Annotated in this window: 9 protein-coding genes; 1 reads left to right on the top strand and 8 read right to left on the bottom strand. The window is 36.7% G+C overall.

From position 1 onward, the window contains the following. Window positions 1–301 precede the first annotated feature (301 nt). On the bottom strand, window positions 302–2764 hold the full coding sequence (locus ACH2BV_RS06550; protein ID WP_395049927.1) for a T9SS sorting signal type C domain-containing protein: 2463 nt from the start codon (window positions 2762–2764) through the stop codon (window positions 302–304). 347 nt (window positions 2765–3111) lie between these two features. Beyond that, the gene (locus tag ACH2BV_RS06555; RefSeq protein WP_395049928.1) at window positions 3112–5793 is read right to left on the bottom strand and encodes a T9SS sorting signal type C domain-containing protein; all 2682 of its coding nucleotides are present in this window, start codon (window positions 5791–5793) and stop codon (window positions 3112–3114) included. Window positions 5794–6159: 366 nt separating this feature from the next. Here ACH2BV_RS06555 and ACH2BV_RS06560 point away from each other — a divergent pair, with 366 nt between their 5' ends. After that, entirely contained in the window at window positions 6160–6627 is a 468-nt protein-coding gene (locus ACH2BV_RS06560; RefSeq protein WP_395049929.1) for a regulatory protein RecX, read from the top strand. A 182-nt stretch (window positions 6628–6809) separates the two neighbouring features. Here ACH2BV_RS06560 and ACH2BV_RS06565 read toward each other — a convergent pair whose 3' ends face one another. From ACH2BV_RS06565 to atpD, 6 genes are all read right to left on the bottom strand, one after another. Further along, the gene (locus ACH2BV_RS06565) at window positions 6810–7994 is read right to left on the bottom strand and encodes a beta-ketoacyl synthase N-terminal-like domain-containing protein (RefSeq protein WP_395049930.1); all 1185 of its coding nucleotides are present in this window, start codon (window positions 7992–7994) and stop codon (window positions 6810–6812) included. Between the two features lie 98 nt (window positions 7995–8092). Beyond that, window positions 8093–9364, bottom strand: a complete 1272-nt coding sequence (gene bioA, locus ACH2BV_RS06570) for an adenosylmethionine--8-amino-7-oxononanoate transaminase (RefSeq protein WP_395049931.1) — start codon at window positions 9362–9364, stop codon at window positions 8093–8095. An 82-nt stretch (window positions 9365–9446) separates the two neighbouring features. Then, window positions 9447–10064, bottom strand: a complete 618-nt coding sequence (gene bioD / locus ACH2BV_RS06575) for a dethiobiotin synthase (protein ID WP_395049932.1) — start codon at window positions 10062–10064, stop codon at window positions 9447–9449. 68 nt (window positions 10065–10132) lie between these two features. Beyond that, on the bottom strand, window positions 10133–11275 hold the full coding sequence (locus tag ACH2BV_RS06580) for an aminotransferase class I/II-fold pyridoxal phosphate-dependent enzyme (RefSeq protein WP_395049933.1): 1143 nt from the start codon (window positions 11273–11275) through the stop codon (window positions 10133–10135). A gap of 212 nt (window positions 11276–11487) precedes the next feature. Next, complete coding sequence (locus tag ACH2BV_RS06585) at window positions 11488–11769, bottom strand: FoF1 ATP synthase subunit delta/epsilon (protein ID WP_395049934.1); 282 nt, start codon at window positions 11767–11769, stop codon at window positions 11488–11490. 69 nt (window positions 11770–11838) lie between these two features. After that, window positions 11839–13350 (bottom strand): F0F1 ATP synthase subunit beta, encoded by a 1512-nt coding sequence (gene atpD, locus ACH2BV_RS06590; RefSeq protein ID WP_395049935.1) that lies wholly within the window; start codon window positions 13348–13350, stop codon window positions 11839–11841. Window positions 13351–13378: the final 28 nt, after the last annotated feature.

Genomic DNA, 13378 nt, shown 5'->3' on the forward strand with positions numbered 1-13378 from the left:
GCAATCGCATTTCCAGAAAAAACAATAAGAAAAAATACGAATATAAAAATCTTAAACTTGAGTAAAAATCTCCTCATTAGTTGATTTGCATTTGTATAATGCAAATCTACATATAACTTATCTTACAATAAACCAAAAACAGAATTATATTACAAAATATAGAATGATAATAAATTAAAATCGACAAACTGCAGTTTTCATTGTTATATTGCACTTTTAATTATTCAATAGCGCATTTATTAAAAAACAAGACACCACAAAGTTCATTCGACATTATCAAAACTAAAAATAGTCCATACTCCTAATAAATAATTTTATTACTAACTGTAGTGCCGTTTTGTAAACTCGTTTTTACCACTAAAACCTGATGCCCCGATCCTAAATTAGAAATTGAAAGTTCGTTGCTGTTCACATTCGTTTTTTGAAAAATTTGTTTCCCGGCTATATCATAAACCGATACTTTATCTATTGTTTCGGCAAATGCGTTGATTCGTATCTGCTTGTTCGTATTGGAAACCAAAACTAGATTTTCTTTAGTGGAAAAATTATTATTCCCTAAATTTTTATTGGTATACCGCAATACAAAACGACCGTTGAATGTTCCTGCAACCGTTGTAAAAGTATAGTCGCCGTTTTTTAAATCAAAAATAGTATTAGTCAATTTGTCTTCAATAAATACTGTTTGATTTGTTAGCGAACCATCTACTTGGTCAATGTTGATTGTAAATGCACTATCAATGGTTGATTTGAATCCTAAAGGAACTTCATCCGTTTCATCAAATGGTAAAGCACGCCCTTGAATAGTCAAATTTTTGTCTTGGCTCACACTGTAAAAATCAACAAATTCGTTACCATCAAAACTTTCTCCATCAAAACTGCTGTCATAATCATTTGTGGCATCAGTTACATAACCTACTAAAGTTTGTTTGAAAGCACCTTGTGTATTAGTAAGATTCAACCAAAGACGATTTTTTTCGATTACATTCTTAGGTATTATTTTAGGATTTCTCGATTTAAAAAACTGGCTATTGTCTAATATTGCTCCCACTGAACTTAATCTCATAGCGTTATTGAATGTAACCGATTTACCAGTAGATTTACTCGTCGTAAAAAAAGCTTGCCCAGCAGCAATTTTACCAAGAGGTATAATACCTCCGCTCGCTGCCGCTCCACCTGTTCCATTATATGTTGCATAATCATCTGATGTATAAGCATAAGCTCCAGACCCAGCGGTACCGTTAGTGATATTTCCGGCTGATTGAATAGCCGTTTTGTGTGTCCATAAATAAATGGTTCCTTCAACAAGTGTACTATTTGTAGCCAAAAACAAATCAGCATTTATAGCCGATGGATAAGGATTACCCAACAGATTAGAAGTTCCGGTTGCACCAATTGATATGGTTTTCGTTCCATTATTTGGAGCTCCCATAAAAGTAGCATCATAAATGGCTGATGCAGAACTGTTTTGAGCAGCTCTAATGATATATCCTTTCCCTGTCAACATTGTCGCTGTTACAATTTCTTGTTTCCAATTTTCTGGAATAGCAAAGTCATTATATGAATAAAACATACCTGACGCATAAGATGCAGAAACGTTTGTCAATTGTTGGTTTTCCACTGGTGAAGACCAATAAGTATAATCAGAAGAAAGAACTGAAATTGTTTTTCTTTTATAAATTATGCTTCCAGAGTTAGGATTATTAGTTACTGGTTCATTAATTTGTACTAAACTGGCATTGTTTTCAAAAGTCAGCGATCCCGTTGGGCCTAAAATCTTAACTTCATTTGATATTTTCAAAGTCTTTCCGCTTGTAAAGACAACTGTAGCTCCAGAATTCACTTTGCAAGAACATCCTTCTACAACAGTATCTGAAGTATCGGTTGATGAATTGAAATTTCCACTAAAAGTAAGGTTTTTGGAACTTGTTGGAGATCCGTCTGTCCATGAACCAACACCATTGATAACATTCCAAGTTGTATTTGCTGAGCACCAAGAAATAATTACCTGCCCATTAGCTCCTGAACCTCCCATAATAAAACTTCCTTGGAATAAGACAGCACCACCGCCTCCACCTCCAATTAGATTTCCTCCAATACCAATGTTCTCATTTGTCCTTCCGGCTCCTCCGGCTCCCCCAAAAGAGGAAGTTCCTGTTCCGGCTGTTGTGCCTGAAGCGTTCCCACCAGCTTCGATACTACCGGCTCCGCCGCCGCCGCCACCTGAATTAAATACACTAGTACTACCATCCGCACCATTCCCTCCGGACCATCTTATAGTTCCTGATGAATTTGCAGCAGTTCCGCCAGCACCTCCAGTTCTTTGAGTACTAAAAGCGCCACTTCCACCAGCCGCTTTAACTGAAGTTGAATTAAAGGTAGAATTACCTCCATCATCATTGGGATCGTTATTTTTTGATGAGGCCGTACCGCCCTTACCAACGACAATAGTGTAATTAGTCCCCGGTATTACGGACATCAGGCTACTCGCATAAGCACCGCCCCCGCCGCCGCCAAAACCACCATTACTACCATTACCAACAGAGGCACCGGCGCCGCCGCCGCCCCACGCTTCAACATTGATCGAGGTCACGCCAGCGGGGCATGTCCAAGTCGTCGTTCCGGGTGTAGTAAACGTTTGCGTTTGAGCAATCAGCGTATTCCCAAACAAACTAAAAAACAAAACCATCAGCAGCAAATGAATTGCTTTTGATGGTAATAATAATACTGCAGCTTTAGTTGCTGAAAATAAGTAGGATTTTTTCATAAGATTAGGTAATCTGTATTGTCCATTTGAATAAAGGATGGGGCAATCCAGATTCAAAATCTTTTTTTATTAAAGCCTTTCGACTTGGTTTTTTTGTTGTTTTTTCTAAATTAGGTAAATAACACTTATTTCTTATTAAAAACCCTAGTTTAGAGGGCAAAGGTAGATGCAATATAATGAGACTAAAATTTTAACCGTTTAAATGTGTTTAAGCACGTTGTAGTGTGATTTTTTGATTTTTTAATACTATTTTTCTTTTAATATATATGCTTGTTATCGGTGTTTCACAAAATATCCCACCTTGTTTATCAAGATGGGATATTTTATTAGGCTATTTTATACCAGAACTAATAAATAATTTTATCAGTTACTGTTGAGCCATTTTGCAATACCGTTTTTACAATCAAAGTTTGACGACTTGACACGAGATTCGCTATTGACAATTCGTTGCTGTTCACTTTATCTTTTTGATAGATTTGTCTTCCTAACACATCATAAATTGTAACCTTGTCAATGGTCTCAGCAAAGGAATTAATTTTTATTTGCTTGTTTTTGTTCGAAACTAAAACTTTATTTGCTTGTGAATTGAAATTAGCTGTAGCCAATGTCTTGGCCGTACTATTATCTTTATAACACAATACAAAACGATCATTGAATGTTCCTGCTACAGTGTTAAAGGAATAGTTCTCGCTTTTTAAATTAGTTACGGTATTGGTCAACTTGTCTTCAATATACACCGCCTGATTGGTAATCGAACCATCTACTTGGTCAATGTTTATGGTGAAATCACCATTAATTGTGGTACGATATCCTAGAGGCACTTCATCATTTTCATCAAACGGTAAAGCACGACCTTGAATCGTTAAATTCTTGTCTTGGTTCACACTATAAAAATCAACAAATTCATTACCATCAAAACTTTCGCCATCAAAACGATCATCATAGTCATTCGTGGCATCCGTAATGTAGCCTACTAAAGTTTGTTTGAAAGCGCCTTGAGTATTTGTTAGGTTTAACCAAATGCGGTTTTTTTCTATCGCGGTTTTTGTTTTAGGATTTCTTGTTTTGTAAAACTGAGAGTTGTTATTTGCAATACGTATAGTATTATTAAACATAACTTGTCCCGTTGCTTTGGCAGTTGCGAAAAATCCTTGTCCGGCAGCAATATTACCGGTTGGGACAGAACTAGGATATGAGTTGCCCAAAGCATCTTTGTCAGGTTGGGTTGCTGCAGTCCCTCCTGTTGCATTGTAAATTGCATAATCATTTGATGTGTAAGCATAAGCCCCAGAACCTGCAGATCCATCTATAATATTTGCAGCATCTTGAATTGCTGTATTATGTGTCCAGAAATACAATGTCCCAAATAAAACTCCTGTGTTTTGATTCAAAAATGTATTTGCATCTATAGCAGAAGGGTATGGATTTCCAAGAAGGCTAGATTTATCTTTAAATACCGAAACAGGATATGGACCGTTATTTGGAGTACCTGTGAAAATGACATCCAATGCAATTGACGGTGGATTATAACCAGCTGATGGAATTGCTGTTCCACGACTAGCGATGTACCCTTTGCCTTCTACCATATTAGTTCCTGCACCAAAAGGGCTCCAATATTCTCCTGAGAGTGAAGCTTCATAAGAATAAAAGGTGCTCCCTAGTGGGTATAATTCCCCTAAAGTCATAGGAGAAAGCGGCGTAGACCAATACGTATAATCTGTTGTACGTGCAGATGTTGATCGTTTGTAAACAATATATCCAGAATTAGTGTTTACATTATTTATTTGCACTAAGCTAGCTGTGTTTTCAAAAACTAAAAAACCTAAATCCGCATTTACGAAATCAGTAACCGTAATTGTATTTGAAGAATTAACTGTTAATTTCCCTGAAGATAATAAAGTTAAAGTATTTGCATAGGCTACAAAATTAGTTCCTGAAATAATTGAGGTTCTTGCAACATTTGGTATAGTAACGCAATTAGATGAAGTTGGCACGCCACTTGGGCTCCAGTTTGCAGCTGTATTCCAATCTGTGCTTACAGAACCATTCCACGTTTTAATAGGACTTGTTATCGGCACACTTGTTGAAGCTCCAGAAGTACAACTTCCATTAGAAACGGTATAAGTATAAGTTCCTACGGCAAGCCCAGAAATTGTTGTACTCGTTCCTGTTCCTGTTGTTTTAATTCCTCCAGGGCTTCTTGTTAATGTCCAAGTTCCTGATGCTGGCAAACCACCTAAAACTACGCTTCCAGTCGCAACAGTACAAGTTGGCTGAGTAATTAATCCTATTGTTGGGGCTGATGGGCCAGTTCCAGAATTAACAACAACTGTGGTTTGAGCTAAAACTGTTCGATTAGCCCCTAAGGTTGTTGAAGTCATAGATACCGAATATAAACCAGCGGCAGAAACTGTTGGATTAGTAATAATAGGATTCTGACTTGTGCTTGAAAAGGTATTTGGGCCAGACCATGAATACGTATATGGACCACCATTTGGCGGAGGTGTAGCGCTCAAATTTATTGTATTTCCAACACCAGCACAAACGGGAGAATTTGAAGTAGCACTCCCAGTTCCACCTATACTTATAATATCTGGAAAGCTTAAATCTGTACCAGCATTACCATCGCAAGTTGAAACTAAATTTGTACCAATAACAATTCTGTCAGACGAGGTGCAATTATTACCACCGCTCAAGTTTCCACCTGCAATGACAGTAATTGACGATCCTTCTCCCAGTGTTAATTTATCGTTAGCTGAAGTGCCAAATACAATAGTTGCATTGGCGGTTATAACAAAATTAATTGCTCCCAAACATGTGAAATTTAATCCTTCATTTAATGTCAAAGTAGTTGCAGCTGAACCGTTACCGACATAAACCGTTGTACACCCTAAAAAAGTTGTGCAGATGCCAGTGTTATTTAAGGTACTTGCATTAACTGAAGTTCCAGTAATTGAACATTGTGCGACAACTTTTTCAGAAAAAGCAGATAACAACAACAAAACAATAAGAAGTAATTTTTTGATCATAAACCTATATCTTTTATTCTTTTAAAATCTTTTTATACCCCACATCATTTAAAATAATAAAAGCAGGTTAGGGGCAAAGCAACTATAACTTATTAAAAGTTCAAAATTTTTTCGTTCAAATGCCTATTTATCAGTTAAACTACCGTTTGGAAAGAACAGAAAAATGCTCTTTCCTGAAAATTCCTAAAAAAGGAATTTAAAACGTTAAATATCTGATTGCTACTATAATTAGGAGGTTAAATAACGCTTCTTTCTTATTCGTTAATCCATAAACAAAATTGTCTATTTTTGTCACTTTGAGAAAAGGCAACAGTAAGATCAAAATACTTAATACGATTTCTGAATAATCAAATAATAACCACTAAAATGAAAGACGTTTTCTCTACAAAAGAAGCCATTCAAAAAATAGAATATTTTTGTTCCTATCAAGAACGATGTCACGAAGAAGTGGTTGCCAAATTGCGCAATATGAAAATGGATCCCGAAGAAATAGACTCCATTATGGTGCATCTTATTACTTCTAATTTTCTTAGCGAAGAACGTTATGCTTGTAGTTTTGCCAGAGGAAAACACCGCATTAAACATTGGGGTAAAATCAGGATTATTAATGAATTGAAGTATAAAAACATCTCTCAAACTCTAATCAATACTGCTCTCAAGGAAATCACTCCCGAGGAATACTTGGAAACTTTTCACGCATTGGCCGAAAGGCATTGGGAATCCATAAGAGAGACAAATGCATTAAAAAAACGAAAGAAATTTTGTGATTATATGCTTCGCCGCGGTTTTGAAAGCAATTTGGTTTATGATAAAGTGAAAGAATTAGCCCCCTAACCCCCAAATGGGGGAATTAGAGGATTGGCTCACGGACGAAACGGATGAAACGGATTGTCACGGATTTTCATATTTTTACCATATAAGAGATATAAGGTCATTTAAGTTGAAAAATGTTTCAAATTATCTGTGTAAATCCGTTTCATCCGTTCGAATCTGTGGCCAATTTTTGAAAAAGGGGATTACAACGATAACAAAACACTCACGGCATTACCTCCAAAACCAACCGAATTTACAAGCACTTTACGGATTTGTTTTCTTAGTTTTTGCTCTTCGGCAAAGGGAACACCAATAAATTTCTGGTGTTGCATCATCAAAATCCCCATTTCAATACTCAACATTCCCGAAGCGCCAAAGGTGTGACCAATTTTCCATTTATTGGTGGTGAGCATCGGTAAATCGTTTCCACCCGAGACCGAAGGTCGAACTGACGAAGTAAAAACTTTTTGAATTGCTTTATATTCGGTTAAATCCCCGGCTTTTGTTCCCGGAGCGTGCATTACAATGACATCAACTTCGGATATATCAGTGTTTTCCAAAGCCATTTTCATCGATTTCTGAAAACAAATCGCTTCTGCCGAAATAGATATATTATGTTCCAAGATTTCGGTGGCATAGCCAATCCCTTCTATAAAAGCGATTGCGTTTTCCTTTTTGCCAATTTCCAAACAACAAACTGCTGCACCTTCGCCAAGAATCATCCCACTATGGGTTTTCTTCAGGTCGAATGCCCTATTCGGAAACGCTTCTATACTATTGGAATAAATTTTCAAGGCACGCATTTGGGCAATCGTAAAATCGGTCAATGGAGCTTCGCTTCCGCCAACTAAAAACTTGTCAGCCATTCCAGAACGAAGCCAAGCCACACCATTTAACAAGGCGTGCAAAGCGGTCGAACAAGTTATAGAATGTGAAATTTCAGGTCCTGAACTTTGCAAATCGTGAGCCACCCAAGAGGAAATATTCCCCAAAGTGGTCGTTGGTGATGCCAAGGTTTGAGCCTTGCCAGTTTCTAAATAACCCTGATAGTGTTTTTCGAATAAATCCGTAGCGCCACGAGAAGAACCAATGTTAATTCCGAAAATATCCTTTGGTGTCCAACCAGCATTTTGTATGGCTTTGCGTGAAGCTGCCATCGCATACAAAACTGTTTTGTCCAAAAATCTATACTTAGAATCGGAGTGTTTTAATGCCTCAATCACTTCACTAGAATCTTTATCCAATTTCCCAACGAGTGTGTTTTTATGGTCTAAAAAATGCTCTGTAAAACAATGATTAGTGCTTTGATAGTTTTCCCAAATCACTTTTGGAATATTCCCTAAAGGGGAAATCGAGGCTATAGAAGTTATGGAGATAGTTTGTGACAAGATTTTTTATTTTACCGCAAAGGTCGCAAAGTTTTTTACAAAGTTCACAAATGTTTGGAAAATTTATAGCTGTAAAAAGCTTCTTATTGTTATAAAATTTAAACTATTTCTAAAGCTTTTTCGACCACTTTATACACTTTTTGCAATTGTTCATCTGTTATAATATAAGGCGGCAATATATAAACTATGTTGCCAACGGGACGTAAAATTATTCCGTTTTCAATGAAGAAATCATAGAGTTTGTTTCGCAAAGGGCCATAATAACTTGCTGAACTATCGGTTTTTATTTCCAATGCAAAAATCACTCCCAAAACTCTTGTTGTGGTTACTTTTGGATGGGATTCAATATGCTTTTGAAAAGCCAAATGTCTTTCGTTTACTCGAGCAATATTGTCTTGCATTTCCTGAGTTTGCAACAAAGTTAAACTTGCCAATGCAGCCGCACAACCTGTAGGATTTGCGGTGAATGTATGTCCGTGAAACAATGCTTTGTTGATATCTTCATCATAAAAAGCCTCGAAAATGTCTTGGGTAAAAGTCGTAATCGCCATAGGGATTGTACCGCCAGTCAGGGCTTTTGACAAACACATCATATCCGGCTTTTCGGTCAGATAATCCATTGCAAAAGTCTTCCCTGTTTTTCCAAAACCCGTCATCACTTCATCGGCAATGGTGAGTACATTATTTTCTTGGCAAATCTTTATTAATTCATCAAGCGATTGGGGTTCGTACATTACCATTCCGGCAGCTCCTTGAACTAGTGGTTCAAAGATAAATCCAGCACAATTATTGTTTTTTATAACTTCTCGCAAAGCATCAAAACTTTCTTTTTCTTTTCCTTTTAATGGAACTGGAATCCGAACTACGTCAATAAACATTCCTTGAAAAGCTTGGGTGTAAAAGGAAATTCCGCTTGCTGCCATCGCGGCAAAAGTATCTCCGTGAAAAGCATTTTCGAAAGCAATTATGGTAGTTTTCTTTTCTCCTTTATTGAAAAAATATTGCAAAGCTACTTTAATCGCTACTTCTACAGCAGTAGAACCATTGTCGGAGAAAAATATTTTTTGTTGGTTTTTTGGCAAAATTTCCATCAGCTTCTCTGCCAAAAGTACAGCAGGCTCGTGTGTAAATCCGCCAAAAAGAACGTGTTCCAAGGTGGTCAATTGCTTATAAATAGCATCGGCAATAACCTTGTTCGAATGTCCATAAGGATTCACCCACCACGAGGCGATGGCATCAATATATTCCTTGTTGTTTTCGTCCCAAAGCAAAGCGCCTTCCCCTCTTTTTATAGCAATGGGAAGTGCTGCTGTTCTGTGTTGAGTATAAGGATGCCAAATGTTTTTTTGGTCTCTTTTAGTTAAGTTCATTTTGTAAAGATAAAAGAAGCAAGAGTAAAGAAGCTAGAAAATATAGAAATCAAGTCTTGTTTCTTTCTTCTTGTTTCTATAATTAAAGATTCAATAAATTATCCCGAAACAAATCAGCGTATTCTCGTATAACATTTTGGTCGAAATAAGGTTCTTGTTCTATTCTTCCAATGCATTTAATTCCCGTTTTACTTAAAATTATTGATTCGGTAGCTTTGTTTTCGTCTCCGCTAAAAATGATTCCAGCAATGCTAATTTTTCTATTTTTTAAGGCTTCAATGGTAAGCAAGGTGTGATTGATACTTCCTAAATAATGTCTGGAAACAACAATGACTTTATACTCTTTTTGGATTAAATCGATAACACAATCTTTGTCACTTAAAGGTACATAAATACCGCCTGCTCCTTCAATGACAAGATGGTTATTAGTTTGAGGTTCTTTGATTTGTTTTAAATCTATGGTAATTCCATCTAATTCAGCTGAAAAATGGGGGCTGGCTGGCGTGTTCAGTTTATAGCTGTTTTCGTGAATGACAGTTTTGTCATTTGAAATATAACTCTTGATTTTGTGACTATCAGAATTATTCAAATCACCAGCTTGAATGGGTTTCCAATAATCAGCTTCGAGCGCTTCGACAATAATGGCGGAGGCAATGGTTTTGCCAACATCGGTTGATATTCCTGTTATAAATAGTTTCATATTATATATCTTTTGCCACTAAGACGCTAAGGCACTAAAGTTTTTTAATAATAGTCTTTAATCTGTGGCTAAAACACAAAAGTACTTAACAAACTCAACACTTCCGATATTTCTTCTTTTGAATTGAAGCTATGAATACAAAACCGCAATCTTTCCTGACCTTCAGGAACAGTTGGCGATAAAATCGCCTTGATATCAAAACCTTTTTCCTGGATTTGATTGGCTATGGATTTTACGTTTTGATTTCCGGGAATTATAGCGCTTTGAATAGCTGACTTGCTTCGGACAAACATAGGTTTCAATCCCAACAGATTTTTCTCTTGGTTGAAATGAATTATGTTTTCTCTAAGTTTATTAATAGTTTGTTTCTCTGATTCCAAATGCTGGTATGCTATCAAATTTGTAGCTACAGAATGTGGTGAAAGTCCCGTGGTATAAATAAGACTTCGGGCGAAATTGACGAGATAATCCTTCAATTCTTGTGAACCTAAAATAGCCGCTCCGTGACAACCCAATCCTTTTCCGAAAGTCATTATTCGTGCGAAAACTTTGTTTTGCAAACCCAACATCTGAACCAATCCTTCTCCTCTATCACCAAAAACCCCTAGCGAATGCGCTTCATCTATTACCAAATGACAATTGTGTTTCTCTGAAAGCTGTGCTAGTTCTTCGAGATTTGGAGTGTCACCATCCATCGAAAAAACACTTTCGGTGACAATATAGACTTCGACAAGTTCTGTTTGAAATCGTTCAATCAGTTTTTCTAAATCTTCAAAATCATTATGCTGGAATTTATATGCTTTTGCATTCGAAAGCTGGATTCCATCACGAATAGAAGCGTGACTTAATTCATCATACAAAATCAAATCCCCTTTTTGTGGAACTGAACTAAAAAACCCAACATTGGCATCATAACCTGAATTAAAAATCAACGCCCTTTCGGATTGATGGAAATTCGCAATAAAATCTTCTGCTTCTTGATAGACTTTGTGATTTCCAGATAGAAGCCGGGAACCGGTTGCGCCGTTTTGGAGAATATCATTTGAGATTAAATACTGATGAGTTTCTTCGAAAATGACTTTATTTTTTGAAAAACCTACGTAATCATTGGAAGCAAAATCGATTAAATCGTTAGGCAGAGACAATTTCCGCAATGCATTGTTTTGCTTACGGATTTCAAGTTTGGCGGAGAGCTTTTTTGGAAACATCATAAGGGCAAAGTTATGAAAAAAATGGGGCAAAAAAATGGATCAGGGATGAAACGGATACAACGGATTTAAACGGATTTTTAGCCCAGATAGAAGTGGAAATCCTCTTGCTTTTTTCTTTAAAAAAGCAAGAGATTGAAACGAATAGCTGGAAACAGCTCCAAAAAAAAAGTCACACATTGCTGTATGACTTTTGGTTTCTATTTTGAATAGTCTTAGTCCGCTAAAACAATCACTTTATTCTCTTTCATTTCGATTGTTCCGGAATTGATTTTCAGTGTATAGGTCTGATCATTTATTCTCACGAAATTACCTTCTGTTTCCTTTGTGAAAACAAAATTTGTCGCTACAATTTTGATATTTCCTTCTTTTAAAATAGAAACTATTGCTGCGTGATGATTCAATATTTGAAAACTACCGTCAACTCCGGGAAGGGTAACAGAGGTTACTTCTCCTTTAAATAATTTTGCTTCTGGTGATACTATTTCTAAAATCATTTTTTTTAGTTTACAGTCTCAGTTAACGGTCTCAGTACTGAACACTGCGACTGAATACTGAACACTAGATTATGCTTCCGCCAACATTTTTTCTCCAGCTTCAATAGCGTCTTCAATAGTTCCCTTAAGGTTGAAAGCTGCTTCTGGCAAGTGATCTAATTCTCCATCAATGATCATGTTAAATCCTTTGATGGTGTCTTTAATGTCAACCAAAACTCCTTTTAATCCTGTAAATTGTTCCGCTACGTGGAAAGGTTGTGACAAGAAACGTTGTACACGTCTGGCACGAGAAACAGACAATTTATCGTCTTCAGAAAGTTCTTCCATACCAAGAATTGCGATAATATCTTGCAATTGTTTGTATTTTTGAAGAATTTCTTTTACTCTTTGTGCACAGTTATAATGTTCCTCACCAATAATTTGTGGAGTTAAGATTCTAGAAGTTGAATCCAATGGGTCAACCGCTGGATATATACCTAACTCAGCAATTTTACGAGACAATACTGTTGTTGCATCAAGGTGAGCAAATGTTGTAGCCGGAGCCGGGTCAGTTAAGTCATCCGCAGGAACGTAAACCGCTTGTACAGATGTAATAGAACCTTTGTTTGTTGATGTGATACGTTCTTGCATCGCTCCCATTTCGGTAGCTAATGTTGGTTGGTATCCTACCGCAGATGGCATACGACCTAAAAGTGCCGAAACCTCAGAACCTGCTTGTGTAAAACGGAAGATATTATCAACGAAGAACAATACGTCTTTTCCTTGGTCTGAACCTGCACCATCACGGAAATATTCCGCAATAGACAATCCTGACAAGGCTACACGAGCACGAGCTCCAGGAGGTTCATTCATTTGACCGAAAACGAAAGTAGCTTTAGACTCTCTCATTCCTGGCATATCTACTTTAGATAAATCCCATCCTCCATTTTCCATAGAGTGCATAAATTCATCACCATATTTTATAATTCCTGACTCTAACATCTCACGAAGTAAGTCATTCCCTTCACGTGTTCTTTCTCCTACTCCTGCGAATACTGAAAGTCCACCGTGACCTTTTGCTATATTGTTGATCAACTCTTGAATCAATACTGTTTTTCCAACACCTGCACCACCAAACAATCCAATTTTTCCTCCTTTTGAGTAAGGCTCTATCAAATCGATTACTTTAATACCTGTGAATAAAACTTCTGATGAAGTTGATAAATCTTCGAATTTTGGAGCTTGTCTGTGAATAGACATTCCGTTTTCGCCATCCTTTGGTAAGTTTCCTAAACCATCGATTGCATCACCAATTACATTAAACAAACGTCCGTAAACATCTGCACCAATTGGCATTTTGATTGGGTTTCCTGTTCCAACTACTTCATAACCTCTGCTCAAACCGTCTGTTGAATCCATTGAGATGGTACGAACAGTGTTTTCACCAATATGAGATTGTACTTCAAGAACTAATAATGTTCCGTCTTTTTTTGTGATTTCTAATGAATCATAAATTTTTGGAAGTTCAACATCTTTTCCGTTGAAAACTACATCGACAACTGGTCCGATGATTTGGGCAACTTTTCCTATTACTTTTGACATTGCTTATGTATTTATTAAATAGCTATTC

Source organism: Flavobacterium sp., assembly GCF_043780635.1.
Classification (GTDB): Bacteria; Bacteroidota; Bacteroidia; order Flavobacteriales; family Flavobacteriaceae; genus Flavobacterium.